This is a genomic window from Bacillus sp. 165 (genome assembly GCF_017742235.1).
GTDB lineage: Bacteria > Bacillota > Bacilli > Bacillales > Bacillaceae_G > JAGHKQ01.
This window is the reverse complement of record NZ_JAGHKQ010000016.1, coordinates 32,632-52,771: the sequence shown is the minus strand read 5'-3', so window position 1 is coordinate 52,771 and position 20,140 is coordinate 32,632. Positions and strand designations below refer to the sequence as shown.

Genomic DNA, 20,140 nt, shown 5'->3' with positions numbered 1-20,140 from the left:
ATGAAGCAATCTGAAAAATCAGTTCCAGCTCATTTGCAGCAATATGTGTGTGAGCAGCATTACGACCAATACTCACCTATCGATCATGCAGTATGGCGATACGTAATGCGACAAAACCACCATTTTCTAAAAGACGTTGCTCATCCTGCCTATGTTGAAGGATTACTTTCATCTGGTATTAACATTGAAGCTATTCCGCGAGTAGAAGAAATGAACGCTTGTTTAGCAAGGAGCGGCTGGGGCGCAGCTACAATTGACGGTTTGATTCCGGGGGTTGCATTTTTCGATTTTCAAGGTCACGGTATTTTACCGATAGCGACAGATATTCGCCGCGTGGAACATATTGAATATACTCCGGCTCCTGATATTATACATGAAGCTGCAGGTCATGCTCCGATTTTATTTGACGCAAAGTATGCTGAGTATGTAAAGCTCTTTGGAAAAATCGGTGCAAAAGCATTTGCAACTAAAGAAGAACACGAAGCTTTCGAAGCAGTTCGCCATTTAACAATTGTAATGGAAGACCGCAATTCTACTGAAGAAGAAATTGCAGAAGCCAAAAGATTAGTAGAAGAAAAGCAAACTGCTATAACTGATATTTCAGAAGCTGAACAAATCTCAAGATTATTCTGGTGGACCGTAGAATATGGCTTAATAGGGGATGTCAATAATCCCAAAATTTATGGAGCAGGTTTACTTTCCTCTGTGGGCGAAAGTAAACAATGCCTAACAGATTCAGTCAAAAAAATCCCATTCTCCATTGAAGCTTGTATTAATACTCCTTATGATGTAACTACAATGCAGCCGCAGCTCTTTGTATGTCAATCTTTTGATGAACTGATTGAATCTATTGAAAAATTTGCAGACACACTCGCTGTACGCACAGGCGGGACAGCAGGTTTGAATAAAGCCGTGCGCTCTCAAAATACCGCTACAGCAGTATTTAACTCAGGCATTCAAGTAACTGGGATCATTCATGAGCTGTTAAATGATGAGAATGGTGAAGCTATTTATATAAAGACAGCTGGACCAACAGCTCTTTCTATTAATGGGAAAGAACTAGTAGGCCATTCTAAAGCTGTTCATGCAGATGGATTTGGAACTCCAGTTGGGTTATTACAAGGAGATATCTCTTTAGAGGAATGCAGCGATGAGCTACTAGAAGCACTCGGTATTGTTGTAGGAAAACAAGTTTGTCTGCCGTTCAAAAGTGGTGTAAAAGTGAACGGTATTGTAAAACATATCGTAAAACACGAAAACAAAGTTGCGTTAATATCTTTTACAGACTGTAATGTCAGCCTACAAGATATTGTTTTATTTGAAAGCAGCTGGGGTACGTATGATATGACAGTGGGTTCATCTATTATTTCTGTATTTGCTGGTGCTGCTGACCCGCAATCCTATTTCCAACCTGTAGAAATGTTAGAAAACAAAACCTCTTCACAACGAACTTTATCTCAACTAGAACAACTTTATCTACACGTTCGTGCTCTTCGTGAACAAAAGGAATGGAACGAAAATAGCGCAACACTTGTCGCTTCTATTTTAGACACTCTTCGTGTATCGCACAAAACTGAGTGGCTGTTGCGCCTAGAAATATTGGAGCTATTCCATATGTATAATGTCGAAACTACAGAAACACATAAGCTTCAAGAAGAATTGCTTGAACTAGCTAAACATGAAAAAGTACGAAATTTAATTCAAAACGGCTTGCAACTGTTGCCGCTTGCACAGGAGTTGTAAAAAAATGAGCGTATTATCAGATCAAGAAGTACAAATGCACCTTACTAATTTGCCAAAATGGTCAATCAAAGAAGAAAAATGGATCGAACGCCGCTATCTATTTAAAGATTATTTGCAAGGTATTACATTCGTATCAAAAATTGCTCATCTATCAGAAGAAACAAATCATCATCCGTTTATCAATATTCAATATAAATCTATCTTTGTCTCTCTGACCTCTTGGAACGCCAAAGGTTTAACTCAGCTTGACATAGATTTGGCTAAGAAATTTGATCAAATTTATGAGGAAACAACAATCGGTTCACTCTCTTAGTAAATAGACCTCTTCCCATATTTTAGGAAGAGGTTTTTTGTTACATCTTCAATAACTATCTCAAAAGACTTAATTATCTACTTTTATAAAAGTACGAAACATGAAAATAGAGAAACTTCTTAATTGAAAAAGTTCAACGTGATAAACTCCCGAAACAAAATTAGAATTATAAAACAAAACGAGCATTAACGACTTTCTTCACTTCTCCTCCGTACAATCTTAAAATGAAAAGCTCGTGGAGAAACTAAATTTCCGATAGAAAAAACCACTCCGACATACAAAATATGGAATTTTTTAGAATAACCTATATGTAGTACAAAAATTAAGCTGTCGGAAATTTCCCCACAGCCTGAAAATGAAAGCTCACCCGAAGGTGAGCTTTTCATTTATAAAATCCTCGTATAGTACTCCTTGCTGAAAATATGATAGTATACCCAACTCGGGAGCTTATTGTAATACGGCTGCACATCACCTATTACATCTACTTGCGTTTTATGAACATCTAACAACTCTCGTTTCTCTTTATACTCCGATGACATTGAAATCGCCACTGTTGCAGCAGGCAGCCCCTCGTCTGGCTCAATTGGGTACTTTTCTTTAAAGGTTTGAGAAAGCTGTAGAGCTAAATCAATCATTGGCTGTGGTAATGTTGCTTGATACACAGCTGTTACAGAAGTTTTACCTTTATCTTCAGCTGTAGCCTCTTTTACCCATCGGCCTGTTGTTGCATGATCAAGATGCCCATAAAATCCTACTCGTTCATCAAAAGTGATAATAACACTAGGATTGTATTTTTTTATTAACTGCCGAATGCTTTCTTTTGCCTCTTGATCATCGATAGCAGGCAATCCTCCATCTGGATATGAGAGTATCTCTACTCTATCAGCTCCCAATGTTTTTCCTGCCTGCTTCGCTTCTTGAGCCCTTACTTCTCCTAGCTGCGCTTGAGGCACTAATCCAGCTGTCGGCCCTGCTTCTCCTTTAGTCATATATACAAGTGTAATTTCAGCACCAGGCTCTTTACTCATTTTACTAATTGTCCCTGCAGATGTAATTTCGTCATCAGGGTGAGCAAAAATAAACATCGCCCTTTTCGGCTTACTATCTCTAAATAGTGTATCACTGCCTTGTACACTCTCATCATTGACATAATGATTTGCTGCGAAAACACTACCTATAAGAATAAACATAATAATAGCAATAAAAATAAAAATAACCTTCTTCATCTTCTTCCCTCCCACACTATTTTCTTATCCAATATATTATTCTACTACCATTAGATTACGCAATCTATTTCGTCTATTCAGATAAAAAACCTTCATAATATACGTGAAGTACAAAAACTAAAAAGGAACACATAATATAAATCGCCATAACTGAATTGAATTAGTGAAAAAACACAGGAATTTTCCTTTGTTTTTTGTATCCTATTCATTTATTCTGTAAATCCCTCAAAGAAACTCTCGGTTTTTTTATTATTTTAATATAATTTTATTTTTCGTTTCATCTACCTTAATTACATAAAATCAACATGTCATTATAGTCCCCATATAACGCTGTATAACTTGTCCTATCAACCTTATTATTTTATGTCTTTTTTGTGTCGAATTTTCAACAATTCGGTGACTTGTATTGAAAACAATAGAAGAATAGATTTTAATTATTTTGTTAGCATAGCGTTCTAGTAAAATCATACTCATAATGATTATTAGTGAAAATAAAGAGAGGAGACTGCTCAGTGGAACTGAAAGGGAAATTGTACAAGCTTTTTTTGCTTCTTCCGGCTTCTTTCGTTTTGTTCCTTAGTGGCTGCAGCGAGAAAATCGCAGTATTAAACCCACAAGGTCCGGTAGCGAAAAGTCAATATAACCTAATAGTTTGGTCTTTTGCACTCATGTTAACGGTTATTGCAGTAGTATTTATTTTATTTACAATTATTGTTATTCGTTATCGCGAAAGACCTGATAATATGGACTACGAGCCACCTGAACAGGAAGGTAATACACTTTTAGAAATTTTATGGACTGCGTTTCCAGTATTAATTGTTATCGCTTTAGCAATTCCAACTGTAAAAACAACGTATGCATTGGAAAAAGCGCCAAAAGAAACGGCTCATGTGGAGCCTGTAACTATTTATGTTACATCTGCAAACTGGAAATGGATTTTTAGCTATCCAGAGGAAGATATTGAAACCGTTAACTACGTAAATATTCCTAAAGGTGTACCAGTTAACTTTAAGCTTACCTCACTTGGACCAATGAACTCGTTCTGGGTACCAGAGCTTGGGGGGCAAAAGTATACAATGAACGGCATGGTTATGGATCTAATTCTTCAAGCCGATTATGAGGGAGATTATCTTGGACGAAGTGCAAACTTTTCTGGTGAACACTTTACTGACATGGAATTCACCGTTACCTCTCAATCACCAGAAGATTATAAAAACTGGGTAAAAGAAGTACAAGATACTGCTCCAAGATTAACAGAAAAGAAATTTTTAGATCTTATCGAACCAACGGTAGTAGGTCGACAAACTTATTCTAGCAACCACTTATTGTGGGTAGATCAACACAACATTGAGTATTGTGACTATAACTATTTTAAAAACCGTTTAAACAAAGATAAATAACGATTGGAGTGAAAACAGTGAAGCTTGATGAATTTTTTGTCACGGGCGATCCGATTATATATGGGGCCGATGCCTCCATCGTTCTTGCCTCCTTGGCCATTGTATTCTTTTTAACGAAATATAAAAAATGGAAATGGCTTTGGACTGAATGGTTAACAACTGTAGATCATAAAAAAATTGGTGTTATGTATATTCTCGCTGCCGTATTAATGTTATTCCGCGGTGGAGTGGACGGATTGATGATTCGTGCGCAATTAACTTTTCCAAATTCACCTTATTTAACATCAGAACACTTTAACGGTGTTTTTACAACACATGGTACAGTTATGATTCTTTTCATGGCGATGCCGTTTATTATGGGGCTTATGAATATCGTCGTTCCGCTTCAAATTGGGGCTCGTGACGTTGCCTATCCTTATTTGAACGCCTTAAGCTTCTGGTTGTTCTTTATGGGCGCGATGCTATTTAATTTAGCGTTCGTGATCGGCGGCTCTCCAGACGCAGGTTGGACGATGTACTTTCCTCTTGCAGGTACAGAATTCAGCCCTGGTGTAGGAAACAATTATTATGCAGTTGCGCTGCAAATCGCTGGTCTCGGTACCTTAATGACCGGTATTAACTTCTTAGTTACCATTTTAAAAATGAGAGCACCGGGTATGTCACTAATGAAAATCCCTATGTTCACATGGTCTATTTTAATTACTTGTATCATTATCATCTTTGCATTCCCTGTATTAACAGTAGCATTAGCATTAATGTCCTTTGACCGTTTATTCGGTACAGCGTTCTTTACAATGGCAAACGAAGGGATGCCAATGCTTTGGGCAAACCTGTTCTGGATTTGGGGTCACCCTGAAGTATATATTGTTATCTTACCTGCTTTCGGTATTTTCTCTGAAGTAGTAAGTACATTTGCCCGTAAGCGCCTATTTGGTTATAGCGCAATGGTATTCTCTATGGTTGCAATAGCGCTATTAAGTTTCCTTGTTTGGGTTCACCATTTCTTTACAATGGGATCCGGACCAGCTGTTAACTCATTTTTCTCAATTTCAACAATGGCAATTGCCATTCCGACAGGAGTAAAAATCTTTAACTGGTTATTTACTCTATATAAAGGTCGTATTAAATTCACAGTAGCAATGCTTTGGTCTCTTGCTTTTATTCCGAACTTTGTTATTGGTGGAGTAACAGGCGTAATGTTAGCAATGGCAGCAGCCGATTACCAGTATCATAATAGCTACTTCCTTATTGCTCACTTCCACTATGTATTAATTGCAGGTACAGTTTTTGCATGTTTTGCCGGATTACACTTCTGGTATCCAAAAATGTTCGGTCATATGCTGAACGAAAAATTAGGAAAAATATCATTCTGGTTATGGTGTATCGGGTTCAATATCTGTTTCTTCCCAATGTACTTCTTGGGATTAGACGGTATGACAAGACGTATGTCCACGTACGCTGACAATCTTGGTTGGACAGGTTTAAACCAATTAGCTTCTGTAGGCGCAGTAATGATGGGTATTGGCTTCGTAGTACAGTGCTATAACATTTATTGGAGTGCCCGTTACGGTGAACGTGATATGACAGGTGACCCATGGGATGGAAGAACATTAGAATGGATGACTTCTTCTCCACCTCAGCACTATAACTTTGCAAAAATCCCAGAAGTAAAAACTCTTGATCATTTCTGGTATATGAAAAAGAACAATAAAGATTTGACACTAAAAGAAGAAGATTTAAAACCTATTCACATGCCAAGTAATACAGGACGTCCATTTATAATCTCCATTGCCTTCTTTATAGCTGGTTTCGGTTTAGTATTTTCATGGTGGTGGATGGCTATTCTTGGCGGTATCGGTATTGTACTCGGATTGATTCTTCGTTCCTTTGATTATGATGATGGGTATTACATCAGCGTAGATGAAATAAAAAAATCAGAACATGTGGCATGAGAGGTGAAAACGAATGGCAGCACTCGATAAGTCCCTTCCGCTTGAATACCAATCGGAACAAGGACGTTTAAATATACTTGGCTTCTGGATTTTCTTAGGAGCGGAAATCGCGTTGTTCGCAACGCTTTTCGCTTCCTACCTTGTATTAGCCGGAAGAACAGCTGACGGCCCTATTCCTTCAGAAATTTTTGAAATTGGTCCAGTTATGGGTGAAACATTACTGCTTTTAACAAGTAGTTTCACATGCGGGATTGCAATTTATCATATGCGCCGTAACAACTTAAAAGGACTTCTTACATGGTTCATCATTACGTTAGCATTAGGGCTAGGCTTCCTTTACATGGAAGTTGATGAATTTATTCATTACGTCCATGAAGGTGCAACTATGCAAACCAGTGCCTTCCTTTCCGGGTTCTTTACATTACTTGGAACACACGGTGCTCACGTGACGGGTGGTATTATTTGGGGAATCATGGTTATTATTCAATTGTTACAGCGTGGACTGACTCCTGTAACAGCACGTAAAGTGTTCATTATCAGCTTGTATTGGCATTTTCTTGATGTTGTATGGATCTTTATTTATACGCTAGTTTATATGACAGGGATGGTGATGCTGTAATGTCAAGTCAAACAAATCATCATAAAGGCTTCCCTTGGGGTCATGTTGTCGGTTTCGCTATGTCTTTAATACTAACGTTCGCAGCCTTATTTTTAGTATTATACACATCCCTTCCTGCATTAACGATTGTCGCAATTATTACCGGCTTAGCTGTTTTACAAGCTGGATTACAATTGTTTATGTTTATGCATATGACAGAAAGTGAAAATGCGAAAATTCAAACAGGTACAATGGCATATAGTTTCTTTATCGCCGTAACGATTGTGGCAGGAACTGTTTGGATTGTATTTGCGATGTAGTAAAAAGCAGCGGTTCCTTATAAAAGGGCCGCTTTTTTGCATCCTAATATTTTCTTACCTAACCATTTCTAACTTTCTAATACCCCTTTATTAAAACAACAAAACATGAATAGTCCCCTTAAAAGTTGTTTTGTAACAATAATTTCTTCTAACAAAAATAGCTGCCAGCAAAAATAACCCACACTCCCAAATTACCGACAGTCCTGCTTTCAAATCCATTTGCTTCAAATATTATTTAATAAAGTATTATTTTCTTTTTGTAATCTTGGTAAATATTTCATTTAATATTTTGTTCCATGATATACTTTATAAAAAGGAGGGCTAGTATGTCTTTCATCCGCGCTATTTATATTGTATGCCGTTATCCCATGCTCATTTGGATTCCTATATTTCTTGATATTTTGGCTATATTTCTTGTTAGTCTTGGTGCTTATTACGGCTTTACTATATTTTTTAATGTCACTTTTAATTTCGGCAATCCTTCCTCTTTATGGCAAGCCACCGGTGCAATCCCTATTGGTATGCCGCAACTATCAGATTTAAAAATTCCGTATACCTTATTCGACGTCACTGATGTGAATTTCCCCATTTCTATTGCTTTCACAATCCTTTTTCTTATTTTGCGGAGCTTTTGCTTAGGAAGCTACTTAGGAGGAATACAATCAACTCTTCGGCATGAACGATATTCATGGATAGCAACTGGCAAATACTATTTTATAAGAATGATAACCGTTTCTATTGTCCAAATACTCTTTTTATTTTTAATACTTCTTATCATGTCCATTGTTGGACCATTCTCTTTCTTATTACTATTGCTCTATTTGAGGTATGCTCTCACGCCTTATCTTATTGTCTTAGATGACAGCAGCTTTACTGAAGCGTTTTCCGATGCACCAAAACGGTTAAAAAAACAGTTCAGCTTTCTATTTGGATTCGCCGTGTTGTTTATGATTCTAACACTCGCTTTGACCGCTATCGTAATTATGTTGCCGCTAGAAACTCTTCGTTACAGCATAATTATCATTATTTATCCTATCCTTGGTACAGCAGCCATTATGGTTGTCATGGATAAGATCAGCAATCAACGGTATTTTACAATTCTTTCTGAAGAAAGTGTACAAAACCCAAGTATTATTCACACCACCTTTTCTTACTTATTTCTCTTTATCATTTCTCTGTTTGGAGCTTTCAGTGTAACCGGAGTTCATCTTTACTATTTGGATATATCAAAAAAAGAAACAATAAAAGGAATCTCATACAACTTTAACAATTACTATGATTCATCAGACAGGAACTATACTACATATCAATGGAACAATAGTCAGCGTTCCTATATTCAATTATCTCTTCCTAATATGAAAAAAAAATACGATACTATTTATGGAACCGGTACTGTGAAGCTCGCTTTACCAAAGGTGTATGGACAACGCAACTTTTCTTATGATTGGAACCAAAATATTAAAGATGTCCGTTTCTTTTACCGTCTACACCCTTCATCTATTAACGATACTACATACTATACTACTGAAAATGGCGGCTACGCTTCCTTCCTATCGTTCAGCAGAGACGCGGGCCTTCTAAGTGATGTAGAAATGATTGTAAGCGGCAATGGTAAAAATATATTTTTATACCAACATCCTAAACACAATGAACAAGACTCTTTTAGTTTTATGGCAGATACAATTTCTCCCCCTCAAATAGATGAGACAGGAACATACTTGATTCCTTCCCATCCTGTTGGAGGTGGCGCACCTGATACTTATTATTGGTTTACAGATAAGATAACTAGCACTGCCATCCTTGATATGCTGCATGCTAAAAATCGTTTTCGTTCAGTAGAAGAGGCATCCGCAGAAGTACAACTTGCCTCAGCCTTATTCGAAGGGGACATTGATTTTATTACAAGAATTGAGCAATATTTGAAACAAATAGAGGTACAAACTAATATACTTGATTGGTTGTCATCTACAGGTAAGATACTACTAGAAGAGCAATATAAAAACATGGATGCAGACAGTCTTTTCCAATGCTTAAATGCAGCGCAAAGTGTACCCGTTATTACAAATACTACAGTGTCGCAAGATGGTAATACCGTATATAAGGATTTCCCTGTACTTCTCCCCCATACATCTGTAAAAATTCAATATGTGAGAGACGAAAATGGAACTCTAAAACAATTAAATATCATAGAGTAAACAATAAGAATCACTAAATAGTGATTCTTATTGTTTACAGAGTGTAATATAGACACTAAATACATTATGATGACTTTCCGCCCAAATTTTTCCTCCGTGCAAATCGATGATGCGTTTAGCAACGGCCAGTCCAATTCCAGAGCCAGATATGTTCTCTGATCGCGAACGATCTCGGCGGTAAAACCTTTCAAACAGTTTCTCCACTTCTTCTGTATCCATAGAATCTGTTTGGTTAGATAAGGATATGATAACCTCTTCCTCTTTTTCCTTCATCTCTAGAATAAGCTCGGAAGGCCTGTGGCTATATTTTTCTGCATTAGATAGTAAATTATCCAACACTCGAACCATTTTTTCTATATCTAACATCACCATAACAGGGTGTTCAGGGATGTTAATCCTCATATACAAATCCTTTTTCTCAAATATCGGTACATACTCCCCTACAAATTGATGGAGCAATACTCCCAGTTCAACCTCTTGGATGTCCATTGTTATATCGGGTTGTGACAGTTTCGTATACTCAAATAACTCATTCATTAAATGTTTTAGCTTTTGAGCTGTATTATAGGCAATAAAAATATATTCTTCTTGCTCCTTTTCACTTTTATATTGCTTCATTTGCAATAGATTCAAATATCCGATAATGGACGTCAGCGGGGTGCGTAAATCATGAGACATATTGGCTATTAACTCTGTTTTCGTCTGTTCAATTTGACGTTCTTTTTGAAATTTCTCTTGTAGTTCGTTCGCCATATAGTTAATATTTTTTGCTAAAGAAGACAACTCGTCTTTCCCTCTGATACGTATTGTATAATCCCAATTTTTCATTGCAATTGTACGTATCCCTAATTCAATTTCTTTTATATATCTAACAGTCGGGTTCATTAATAGAAAAAAAGAGGCCATAAATACTAATACACCTAATCCAACAAGTAAAAAAATACTCCTATTATATTCCTGGATTTTTTCAACACTTGTATATTCGCCTGCATAGGCAGATTTCATAATCAAGTAAAGGATATTCTTTGAAAAACTAATCGGATATACAGCCATGAGACTGTTATCTATCCCCTCATATTTTTGCTTTATACCAAGCTCTTGCTTTAAAATACGTGAAATATCGACTTTATCTTCCGTAACATTCTTCGTTTTATAGAGAATATTTCCTTGCCCGTCTGCTAAAATAATTGTTGTATCTTGAGCGTAAGGTTTGAGAATGTGATTAATAGCCTCTTTATTTTGAGAATGTATGAGAGACTCTTCGATTTGCTGCCCCGCCTGATTCACAGTAAACGATAGGTTTTGTTGTTTTTCAACGTATTCTTTATAGAAGAAAGAAACATTTCGTGAAGCAATAGAAACAGTTGTAACAGAAAAAAAGAAACAAATAATAAAAATAACAATAAGCTTCATATTCAATCGTGTTACGATTGTTTTCTTAAAACTTTTCAAATTTTGTACCCTACTCCCCATACGGTTTTAATATAAATAGGCCGCTTCGGATCTTCTTCTATTTTCTCCCTAATTCTTGTGATGTGAACCATAATTGTATTATCAGATTTGTAGAACTCTTCTTGCCACACCATTTCATAAATTTTCTCAAGGCTAAATACCTTCCCTTTATTTCTCACCAATAAGGACAGAATATCAAATTCTTTTGGGGTAAGCCTTATTTCCTTATCTCCTACAAACACTTGCCTTGTATCTTCATTTACTTTCAAGTTTCCAATTTCGGTATAAGAGGAGTATTTATCTTCATCATTATACTTCCTATAACGCCGCAACTGAGATTTCACACGTGCCAACAATTCTAATGGATTGAACGGCTTGGTAATATAATCATCTGCTCCAGTCGATAAGCCATGGATCTTATCCATATCCTCTGCCTTGGCAGATAAGAAAATAATCGGCATATGGTGCTGTTCACGAATAGCAAGACATGTTTCAATCCCGTCCTTCTCTGGCATCATTACATCCAACACAATTAATGCAATATCCTGTTCATTTACAACTTGCACAGCTGCTTTTCCCGAGTGCACTGTAATTACTTTATAACCATCATTTTGCAGATAAATTGATACAAGATTACAGATTTTTTCATCATCATCTACAACTAAAATCGTTTCTTCTGCCATTCTTCTCCTTCTTCCTTATAACTGACAACTGAAGACATATGCTGGAGGAAAATTTAGTACAACTCTCTTCTTATTAATAGAAGCAAAAAAAGATCGAAACATCTCCAATTTCAGTTGAGTGTATTGAAAAGTAATAAACACCCCTTTTCCTTGTAATATCTCAGCTGTCGACAAGCAGGCAAACGGAACCCCTGATACAATGTAGTCGACTTTTTCGATTCCATACCGTTGTATATAGTTCTGCACATATTCTGCGGAATCATGAACAATATAAATGTTTTTTATGTGCCTATATCGTTGTTGAAGTATGTCATAACACTCTTTATTTGATTCTAACAACAATAATACAGTTTCTTCCTTTTTATGTTGAATCAGTTGTTCAGTAAATATGCCTGTTCCCCGACCATATTCAATAATGCAATTGGTGGTTGAAAAATTAATTGGTAGAATCATTTGTTTGGCTAGTGTTCTTGAACTAGGAATTATTGAGCCTATTGTTCTCGGTGTTCTAACAAACTCTTTTATAAAATATAGAAAGTGCTTCACAATATCCCTCCTAATGTATGACAGTGTTCACTATACAAAGTAATTCTTAAGATCTTGTATAGAAAAAACTTAAAAATTCTTAAGAAGTGTGAACTTGATATAAAGTGAAACGTCTATCAGTAGGAGAATTTCTTTCCTCACCGAATCAAAATTCATAACTTTCTCTAAGCCTTTTCTTATTGTGGGATAAACAAATCGTTTCCTTTCTATGGTAACGTACACCCTACATCCAAAAGGACACACTGATATTCTTCTATATTTTAGGTCACCCTTGCTGAACTTGTGTTCAGACCCATACTGTTGTATAATAAAGTTATAAAATAATATTTCCGGTCCAGAATTCACATATTATCAAGCATCAAAGGATGATATGAACGCCTATGATGTTCGCTAATGTGTGAATTCTTTTTTATCCCAACTAAGGGCTGACATATTATATCTACTTTCCAAGGAGGGAATTCACATGACATTAACAGGAAAAGTAAAATGGTTTAACGGTGAAAAAGGTTTTGGATTTATCGAAGTTCCAGGCGGAAAAGATATCTTCGTACATTTCTCTGCTATTAGCGGAGAAGGCTTTAAAACATTAGAAGAAGGTCAAGAAGTTGGCTTCGAAGTAGAAGATAGCAACCGTGGGCCTCAAGCGAAAAACGTTGTAAAGCTATAATTGCTGAACAAGAGGTTGTTACCAATAAAGGCTAGCAGCCTTTTTCCATTCCAAACAAAAGGAGTGATTCTATGCGTTGGAGTAAGAAAAGCGATTTACAACAAGAACGTCAACAGGTACAAACTGAGGTTTGGGAATGTCCAGCTGAAAGTTGTTTAGGATGGATGCGTAAGGACTTTTCCTTTACAGAAGAGCCAAAATGTCCATTATGCGGCACTAAAATGAAGAGCGGCGAGCGATTACTTTACGTTCTATCTAATTAATAAAAAAGCGTTTGGCAACATTGCCAAACGCTTTTTTATGTTAATATTTACATATTCTCTATTATGTATAGTCCATTATCTGGAATGAATTATAATAAAATAATAATAATAACACCGATAAATACCTTATATTGGGTGTGATTTAGTAATAATAAACATAAGAATGATGAAATTTCTAAATTGTTATTAAAATATATTTTTTTAGAATATTATATTTTTTAGTTAAAGTATTGACGAATTTTCAAAAAATATTTAATATGGTAAACGTGTCATGCAAATTGGTGGTACACAATCTGGTGTAAAATAAAATGTCTGAATCTTCACAGTTAGGAAATAATTACCTAAAGATGCAAATTGAGAGCGCTTTAATGATTATTTTTTAATAAAAGATTTTGACACTGCAAAACGATACTAGAAATAAGTGAGGTTTTTTTTATGGCTGGTTTGGATAAGCAAAAGATTGTAGCAAGTGTCCCTCAAAAAGGATTCTTTGGACATCCTAAGGGACTATCAACTCTATTCTTCACAGAGTTTTGGGAACGCTTCTCGTATTATGGAATGAGAGCTATTCTTGTTTACTATATGTACTATGAAGTGTCTAAAGGCGGATTAGGGATTGATGAGAACCTTGCACTTGCAATTATGTCGATTTATGGATCATTAGTATATATGTCTGGTATCATCGGAGGCTGGTTAGCCGACAGATTAGTAGGTACCTCTAGAGCTGTTTTATATGGTGGAATTCTTATAATGTTTGGTCATTTAGTATTAGCGATTCCTGGAAATGTAGCGATGTTCTTCATGTCTATGGTATTGATTGTCCTAGGTACAGGATTATTAAAACCAAATGTTTCTAGTGTTGTTGGTGACATTTACAGTGAAGAAGACAGCCGTCGTGATGCCGGATTCAGCATTTTCTACATGGCAATCAACCTTGGCGCGTTCCTTTCACCATTAATTTTAGGATCTTTGATGGATATTAGCTTCCACTTAGGATTCAGTATTGCAGCTATCGGTATGTTCTTTGGATTATTAGTGTTTGTATTTACAAAGAAAAAGAATCTTGGACTTGCAGGTACGTATATAGCAAACCCGCTTTCACCTGCTGAAAAGAAAAAGTTTTTTACTACTGTTGGTATAGTTATTGTAGGATTAGGAGCTTTAGTTGCAATTGCAATTCCAGCTGGTTATCTTACATTCGGTGCATTTATCAACCTAGTAGGGATTTTAGGTCTTGTACTTCCAACAGCGTATTTTATTGTTATGTACCGTAGTCCAAAAACAACTGCAACAGAACGTTCACGCGTTATTGCTTATGTTCCACTATTCATTGCAGGTGTTATGTTCTGGGCAATTCAAGAGCAAGGTTCAACTATCCTTGCAAACTATGCAGATAAACGTACACAATTAGAATTTGCAGGAATTACAATTTCACCTGCTTGGTTCCAATCATTAAATCCATTATTTATTATTACTTTAGCACCTGTGTTCGCTTGGTTATGGGTTAAACTTGGAACACGTCAACCGTCAATTCCAAAAAAATTCGCTTTAGCACTATTATTCGCGGGTTTATCATTCCTAGTTATTCTTCTACCAGCATACTTTGGTGGAACTGATTCATTAGTAAACCCATTATGGCTTGTATTAAGTTATTTCATTGTTGTACTTGGCGAACTATGTCTTTCTCCTGTAGGACTTTCAGCAACTACAAAATTAGCGCCAAAAGCTTTCTCTGCACAAACAATGAGTTTATGGTTCTTAACAAGCGCTGGTGCACAAGCACTTAATGCTCAACTTGTTAAATTCTATACACTTGAAAATGAAATGTTGTACTTTGGTGTAATTGGTACTGCTTCTATCGTTCTTGGTATTATACTTCTTGCACTGTCACCAAAAATTCAAGGCTTAATGAAGGGTATAAATTAATAAAAAAACCGGACAGAACATGTCCGGTTTTTTTTATACTATATCATTCCAGGTAGGCCCCCCTTTGAACATGAATTGTTTTTTCAGGATTAAACTCTAATATTTTATTAAATCCCTTCATTTCCAGCATAACTCCGTTTGGATAATAGGTTTGTCCTCCTTGACTATACTGCCTTCCTGCAATGGAGAGCTTTTCATCAGTTTCCATCTCTTCTTTTACAAGTTACTGTAATTTTCTCTCCCCATCATATGTGTTAGAAGCAAGCGTCCTATATCATCAGCTATAGGATGAAGTAATGTGGTTTGATAAACATTTATAGACAATTTAAGAAAAATTCCATATATAACAGCCACTAAAATACTGACACTCCTTTTCAAACTCTCTCTCCTTCTAAAAATGTAATCTCACACTTTTAGGTACGTTATATTATATATTCTTAAAACGAAAAAATTTCCCACAAAAAAACAGCAACTATACCGTCGCTGTTTTTTCTTCCCTTTGTATTTTTTTTATTTCAACTGTTTTAATTTGATGAGTGTCTTTTTTAACTACAATAAACTGATAACCATCCATTTCTACAGAGTCTCCTTCTGCAATGGGTTGTTTCTGCATCATAACCCAGCCACCAATGGTATCTACAGCCTCATCATCCAGAGCAAGATTGAGGAGATCATTCACTTCACTTACACGAACTTTTCCATCAAAGATTTTATGCGTATTGCTCATATGTTGAATAGGAGCCAACTCATCCTCATCATATTCATCACGAATTTCTCCTACAATTTCTTCAAGAATATCTTCAAGTGTTACTAAACCTGCCGTACCTCCGTATTCATCATACAAAATAGCCAATGGTATACGTCTTTTTTGCATTTGTAGCAATAAATCATGAATCGGGATAGTTTCCATGACCTCAATAACGGGGCGTGTATACGTTTCAAGAGACTCAATTTGTTCCCGTTCTCCGCTCATATAACGGATAAAAAAATCTTTTACATTTACCATACCAAGGATATCATCTTTATCCTCTCCAAACACTGGATAGCGAGTATATCTTTCATTTCGAATAATAGCCATATGCGTTTCTACATCTTCATCGGCATATAACCCTACAATCTCTGTTCGAGGTACCATAATCTCCTTAGCAAGCCGATTATCAAATTCAAAAATATTTTCTACATATTTATATTCAGCCTGGTTAATTTCTCCGCTTTCATAGCTTTCTGAAAGAATCAGCCTTAATTCTTCCTCAGAATGGGCAACCTCATGCTCCGAAGCTGGTTGTAATCCAAATAAGCCTGTTACAATACGAGCAGAACCATTGAGTGCCCAAATAAATGGATACATAATTTTATAAAAGAAAATTAAAGGCTTTGCAAATAATAAACTAATTTGTTCTGCCTTTTGAATAGCAAATGTTTTTGGTGCAAGCTCTCCAATAACCACATGTAAAAAGGTAATAGAAGCAAATGCAATCATAAATGCTATTGTATTAGCCAATGGCGGTGATAAATTCCATTCTTCAAATAAAGGAGTTAATAAGTGATGAACAGTCGGTTCTCCTAACCATCCAAGCCCTAAAGCCGTGATTGTAATCCCTAATTGACATGCTGATAAGTACTCATCAAGGTTAGAGATTAGTTTTTTGGCAGCAAGTGCACCACGATAGTTTTCCGCTACAAGCTGATCAATTCGACTAGAACGTACTTTTACTATGGCAAATTCTGCTGCCACAAAAAATGCTGTAAATCCAATTAAAACTACAACCATAAATAAATTAAATATCACCAAATAATTCCCTTAATCCTGCAAGAACTAAGGTTTTCACCTCCAGTGCGAGCAATGCTTATTAAATATTGTTTTTCGTTACGTTAATATATAACCATCACATATTTAGCCAATTTTCCTAGTAAGAAGACTTAAGAATAATTTATATGATGCCTTCGTAAACTAATGACAGCCCTAAAGGAGGGTCTATAATTGAAATTAACAGCCTTTGTTATGTTACTAAATGCAACAATCGGACTTTTTCTTTACGCAAGAAGTAAACGTACATTGCTTCTTATTTTTTCCTGTTGCAGCAACACTGGCTTTTGTTTTCGATATCCTTGGAACTCATTTTAAGCTTTAGCCTATTAAACCTTTTTGGAATCGGGATATTTTTCATGATTTACCAATTCATCTAGGGATTTACCCGTTATTTTCAGGATACATGATTTATTTTATTGAAAAATACACAAAGCCGGTTCTATTTGTATCAATATTTAGCTTAATTACAACTATACTTGAGTGGATTTACTTAAAAACGAAAAAGTTGAAGTACTATAGAGGATAGAATGTTATTTGGACTTTTATTTCGTATATTACAGCCTACTCACATGTATTTACCTACTACCGAATATTAGCTAACAGTAAGATTATACAAAAAGAGAATACAAACCAATGATTGATTATATCTAGGGAAATAACCATTACTTTTTCTGCTCTATTCATCAAATAACATAATAAAAACACACCCTGTACAGGGTGTGTTGATCTTAAAAAACAATCTGTTGCTTTTTAATAACTGGCAACGTAATTTCAACTGTGGTCCCTTTCTGTACTGTACTATCAAATTTAATTTGACCTTGATGCGATTCAAGTATTCGATAACTTACAGTGAGTCCAAGTCCTGTTCCTTTTTCTTTGTAGGTAAAAAATGGTTCTCCTAAATGCTTGATTCGTTCTTCTGGTATCCCGCAACCATTATCCTCTATTATAATTAATACATCATCATTTTTGTGTGCTAATAGAATATTTATCTTCGTAGAAGAAGCCTCGATGGAATTTTTAATAATATTTATAAATAGCTGCTTTAATTGATTCTTCTCACAGTCGAGTAAAGGAATGCTGTCTTGCACTGTTATGTCGATTGTTATACCGCAAAAATTCGCTTGTGACTCCAAAAGAGCAATCACATCATTCATAATTTCAACTACATTACCCTTTTGAAAGGTAATTTCTTGTGGTTTTGCTAATACTAGTAATTCCCCTACAATATGATTAATTCGATCGAGTTCCTTCGACATTATATCGTAGTAATGCTTATGAACAGGATTGCTCGTTTGTAAAAGCTGGACAAACCCTTTGAGCGCAGTAAGCGGATTTCTGATTTCATGTGCAACGCCTGCCGCCAATTCTCCCGCAACTGATAGCTTTTCCGTTCGTCTTAATCGTTCTTCTGTTTCTTTTATTTTAGTGATATCCTTGCTGTATCCTATAATTCCTACAACTTGATTATTGATAATCATAGGAACTGAAGTACAATTTAAAATTATCTTTTGCCCATTTTTTCGCTCAAATTTAAATTCTGCATTATTTACTCCCGAAGCGCTGTTTATCACCGCATAAAAGGATTGTTTTAATCGTTGTTTATGCTCCTCAGGTATAAATTCAAAGATGGACCTTCCTATATACTTTTCCCTCTTGTGTCCTGTAAACACTTCAAATTGTGAATTCAAATTTGTAATATTTCCCTTCAAATCTAACATATATACAAGATCAGGATTATATTCAAATAATGACTTATAGCGCTGTTCACTTTCGCAAAGCTTCTGCTCAGCAATTTTTCTTTTTGAAATGTCCCGCCCTATCACGACCAAACCTTTACGGCTTCCATCTTCATAAAACAAAGGGACTTTAATAGTATCGAACGTCTTCATTTCGTTTGTCTGTGTTAATATCGTTTCTTCACAGCGTGTTATCTTTCCAGCTTTCCATGTTCTTTCATCAGACTCTTCACAATATAACAAGGCATCCCTATAAAAGGGAGTATATTGAGCAAGCTCTGAATCTGTTTTCCCTTTGTAAGGTATGCTTTCTAATTGAAATAGCTTTAATCCAAATTTATTTGCTTCAATCCATCTGCCCTCTCCATCTTTAAAATTCACGAAATCCACCATGGAGTTGATCAAAGTAGACAGATGCTCCTCTTCTTGCTTAACTGTTTTATATTCATCTTGTTTGGTTAAAACATAATATAATAAACAACTTGTTATGATAATATATAAGGTTCCTTTTATTGTTTGCACTGTAAGCAAAGTTGTCACACTATCAATCCATATATTAAGCACTAAGTCTGTAATATACAGCCATACAGCACTAAACAATATATATATTGTAACAATTCCCCTTTTACTCATCTATTCTCCACCTTTTGTCTCTATCCATATGTATTGATTCTAACCTACTCTTCTTAAATCAACAATGAGAATTTGTTTCATGATAATTTATTCGAGATTAACTAACAATAAATAAGGCTCTCTGAGTAAAACATGAAGAAGAAATGAAAGAAGAAGAAATATGGACTGATAATAATTTCAATTTATGACATTTTTTCAAACAAAACCTATAATTTCTGTTTTTAGTAGCTTCTTACATTATAATATGTATATAGTTGTTTTCCTCTATCAAATAGAAACTAGTATGAATAGTAAAATTAGTACATATATTTATAGAATTAGAATTCATCTCTATTGGGGGATTTGCTTATGTTAAGAACTGCAGTTGGAAGATTGCGTGCCGTTGGCTTTTTTGAAGGTATTTCATTTCTTATATTATTGGGAATTGCTATGCCTTTAAAATATGCTGCAGGCTTTTCATTAGCTGTTACCATTGTCGGTGCTGCTCATGGCTTTCTCTTTATATTGTATCTATTAGCTCTTGTTAATGTTACCATTACTCGCCGATGGTCTTTTGGACAAGTTACAGGGGCATTTGTTGCATCTTTGCTTCCATTCGGTACATTTATTCTTGACTCTCGTATTCGCCATCATAAATGGTAACAAACGAAGTAAGAAGGTGCATTCTCTCTGCA

Annotated in this window: 17 protein-coding genes and 1 pseudogene; 11 read left to right on the top strand and 7 right to left on the bottom strand. The window is 35.6% G+C overall.

Annotation, left to right across the window (positions count from 1 at the left end):
* Both J7Q84_RS16055 and J7Q84_RS16050 read left to right on the top strand, forming a co-directional pair.
* Positions 1–1,743, top strand: coding sequence for an aromatic amino acid hydroxylase (locus tag J7Q84_RS16055; protein WP_209095958.1), 1,743 nt, complete (start codon positions 1–3; stop codon positions 1,741–1,743).
* A 4-nt stretch (positions 1,744–1,747) separates the two neighbouring features.
* On the top strand, positions 1,748–2,056 hold the full coding sequence (locus J7Q84_RS16050; protein ID WP_209095956.1) for a 4a-hydroxytetrahydrobiopterin dehydratase: 309 nt from the start codon (positions 1,748–1,750) through the stop codon (positions 2,054–2,056).
* A gap of 386 nt (positions 2,057–2,442) precedes the next feature.
* Here J7Q84_RS16050 and J7Q84_RS16045 read toward each other — a convergent pair whose 3' ends face one another.
* On the bottom strand, positions 2,443–3,282 hold the full coding sequence (locus J7Q84_RS16045) for a PIG-L deacetylase family protein (protein ID WP_209095954.1): 840 nt from the start codon (positions 3,280–3,282) through the stop codon (positions 2,443–2,445).
* A gap of 518 nt (positions 3,283–3,800) precedes the next feature.
* On the opposite strand from J7Q84_RS16045, the gene qoxA reads away from it, so the two are divergent.
* From qoxA to J7Q84_RS16020, 5 genes are all read left to right on the top strand, one after another.
* Complete coding sequence (gene qoxA, locus J7Q84_RS16040) at positions 3,801–4,682, top strand: cytochrome aa3 quinol oxidase subunit II (protein ID WP_247739324.1); 882 nt, start codon at positions 3,801–3,803, stop codon at positions 4,680–4,682.
* A 17-nt stretch (positions 4,683–4,699) separates the two neighbouring features.
* Positions 4,700–6,634, top strand: a complete 1,935-nt coding sequence (gene qoxB, locus J7Q84_RS16035; RefSeq protein WP_209095950.1) for a cytochrome aa3 quinol oxidase subunit I — start codon at positions 4,700–4,702, stop codon at positions 6,632–6,634.
* Between the two features lie 13 nt (positions 6,635–6,647).
* On the top strand, positions 6,648–7,253 hold the full coding sequence (gene qoxC, locus J7Q84_RS16030; protein ID WP_209095948.1) for a cytochrome aa3 quinol oxidase subunit III: 606 nt from the start codon (positions 6,648–6,650) through the stop codon (positions 7,251–7,253).
* Positions 7,253–7,552 carry a cytochrome aa3 quinol oxidase subunit IV gene (gene qoxD / locus J7Q84_RS16025; RefSeq protein WP_209095946.1) on the top strand — a complete coding sequence of 100 codons (300 nt, stop codon included), beginning with the start codon at positions 7,253–7,255 and terminating at the stop codon, positions 7,550–7,552. The genes qoxC and qoxD overlap by 1 nt, the downstream gene beginning before the upstream one ends.
* A gap of 326 nt (positions 7,553–7,878) precedes the next feature.
* Entirely contained in the window at positions 7,879–9,747 is a 1,869-nt protein-coding gene (locus tag J7Q84_RS16020) for a hypothetical protein (protein WP_209095944.1), read from the top strand.
* A 27-nt stretch (positions 9,748–9,774) separates the two neighbouring features.
* Here the strand turns inward: J7Q84_RS16020 and J7Q84_RS16015 are convergent, their stop codons facing one another.
* Genes J7Q84_RS16015 through J7Q84_RS16005 form a run of 3 tightly spaced genes read right to left on the bottom strand, consistent with a single transcriptional unit; the run spans position 9,775 to position 12,428 of the window.
* Positions 9,775–11,199 carry a HAMP domain-containing sensor histidine kinase gene (locus J7Q84_RS16015; protein ID WP_209095943.1) on the bottom strand — a complete coding sequence of 475 codons (1,425 nt, stop codon included), beginning with the start codon at positions 11,197–11,199 and terminating at the stop codon, positions 9,775–9,777.
* Positions 11,196–11,882 carry a response regulator transcription factor gene (locus J7Q84_RS16010; protein ID WP_209095942.1) on the bottom strand — a complete coding sequence of 229 codons (687 nt, stop codon included), beginning with the start codon at positions 11,880–11,882 and terminating at the stop codon, positions 11,196–11,198. Before J7Q84_RS16010 ends, J7Q84_RS16015 begins: the two co-directional genes overlap by 4 nt.
* A 15-nt stretch (positions 11,883–11,897) precedes the next feature.
* Positions 11,898–12,428: a class I SAM-dependent methyltransferase gene (locus tag J7Q84_RS16005; RefSeq protein ID WP_348519867.1), complete on the bottom strand. Its 531-nt coding sequence runs from the start codon at positions 12,426–12,428 to the stop codon at positions 11,898–11,900.
* Positions 12,429–12,891: 463 nt separating this feature from the next.
* On the opposite strand from J7Q84_RS16005, the gene J7Q84_RS16000 reads away from it, so the two are divergent.
* The 3 genes from J7Q84_RS16000 to J7Q84_RS15990 all read left to right on the top strand — a co-directional run bounded on the left by J7Q84_RS16000 (position 12,892) and on the right by J7Q84_RS15990 (position 15,284).
* On the top strand, positions 12,892–13,095 hold the full coding sequence (locus J7Q84_RS16000; protein WP_209095941.1) for a cold-shock protein: 204 nt from the start codon (positions 12,892–12,894) through the stop codon (positions 13,093–13,095).
* A 71-nt stretch (positions 13,096–13,166) separates the two neighbouring features.
* Positions 13,167–13,358 carry a cold-inducible protein YdjO-related protein gene (locus J7Q84_RS15995; RefSeq protein ID WP_209095940.1) on the top strand — a complete coding sequence of 64 codons (192 nt, stop codon included), beginning with the start codon at positions 13,167–13,169 and terminating at the stop codon, positions 13,356–13,358.
* A 435-nt stretch (positions 13,359–13,793) separates the two neighbouring features.
* Positions 13,794–15,284, top strand: a complete 1,491-nt coding sequence (locus J7Q84_RS15990) for a peptide MFS transporter (RefSeq protein ID WP_209095939.1) — start codon at positions 13,794–13,796, stop codon at positions 15,282–15,284.
* Positions 15,285–15,323: 39 nt separating this feature from the next.
* Here J7Q84_RS15990 and J7Q84_RS15985 read toward each other — a convergent pair.
* The 3 genes and pseudogenes from J7Q84_RS15985 to J7Q84_RS15975 all read right to left on the bottom strand — a co-directional run.
* Positions 15,324–15,480: pseudogene (locus tag J7Q84_RS15985) on the bottom strand (FAD-binding protein); the annotation flags it as partial.
* A gap of 276 nt (positions 15,481–15,756) precedes the next feature.
* Positions 15,757–17,076 (bottom strand): hemolysin family protein, encoded by a 1,320-nt coding sequence (locus tag J7Q84_RS15980; RefSeq protein WP_209095937.1) that lies wholly within the window; start codon positions 17,074–17,076, stop codon positions 15,757–15,759.
* A 746-nt stretch (positions 17,077–17,822) separates the two neighbouring features.
* Positions 17,823–19,466, bottom strand: a complete 1,644-nt coding sequence (locus J7Q84_RS15975) for a PAS domain S-box protein (protein ID WP_209095935.1) — start codon at positions 19,464–19,466, stop codon at positions 17,823–17,825.
* A gap of 348 nt (positions 19,467–19,814) precedes the next feature.
* On the opposite strand from J7Q84_RS15975, the gene J7Q84_RS15970 reads away from it, so the two are divergent.
* A complete protein-coding gene (locus tag J7Q84_RS15970; RefSeq protein ID WP_209095933.1) occupies positions 19,815–20,108 on the top strand; it encodes a DUF3817 domain-containing protein in 294 nt (97 codons plus the stop codon).
* Positions 20,109–20,140: the final 32 nt, after the last annotated feature.

What these genes read in the sequence shown, in the direction of transcription:
- J7Q84_RS16000 (WP_209095941.1), top strand. Translation starts at nt 12,892, where the DNA reads ATGACATTAACAGGAAAAGTAAAATGGTTTAACGGTGAAAAAGGTTTT.
- J7Q84_RS16055 (WP_209095958.1), top strand. Translation starts at nt 1, where the DNA reads ATGAAGCAATCTGAAAAATCAGTTCCAGCTCATTTGCAGCAATATGTG.
- J7Q84_RS15975 (WP_209095935.1), bottom strand. Translation starts at nt 19,466, where the DNA reads ATGAGTAAAAGGGGAATTGTTACAATATATATATTGTTTAGTGCTGTA.
- J7Q84_RS15970 (WP_209095933.1), top strand. Translation starts at nt 19,815, where the DNA reads ATGTTAAGAACTGCAGTTGGAAGATTGCGTGCCGTTGGCTTTTTTGAA.
- J7Q84_RS16045 (WP_209095954.1), bottom strand. Translation starts at nt 3,282, where the DNA reads ATGAAGAAGGTTATTTTTATTTTTATTGCTATTATTATGTTTATTCTT.
- J7Q84_RS16020 (WP_209095944.1), top strand. Translation starts at nt 7,879, where the DNA reads ATGTCTTTCATCCGCGCTATTTATATTGTATGCCGTTATCCCATGCTC.
- qoxC (WP_209095948.1), top strand. Translation starts at nt 6,648, where the DNA reads ATGGCAGCACTCGATAAGTCCCTTCCGCTTGAATACCAATCGGAACAA.
- J7Q84_RS16010 (WP_209095942.1), bottom strand. Translation starts at nt 11,882, where the DNA reads ATGGCAGAAGAAACGATTTTAGTTGTAGATGATGATGAAAAAATCTGT.
- qoxD (WP_209095946.1), top strand. Translation starts at nt 7,253, where the DNA reads ATGTCAAGTCAAACAAATCATCATAAAGGCTTCCCTTGGGGTCATGTT.
- J7Q84_RS15995 (WP_209095940.1), top strand. Translation starts at nt 13,167, where the DNA reads ATGCGTTGGAGTAAGAAAAGCGATTTACAACAAGAACGTCAACAGGTA.
- J7Q84_RS16050 (WP_209095956.1), top strand. Translation starts at nt 1,748, where the DNA reads ATGAGCGTATTATCAGATCAAGAAGTACAAATGCACCTTACTAATTTG.
- J7Q84_RS15990 (WP_209095939.1), top strand. Translation starts at nt 13,794, where the DNA reads ATGGCTGGTTTGGATAAGCAAAAGATTGTAGCAAGTGTCCCTCAAAAA.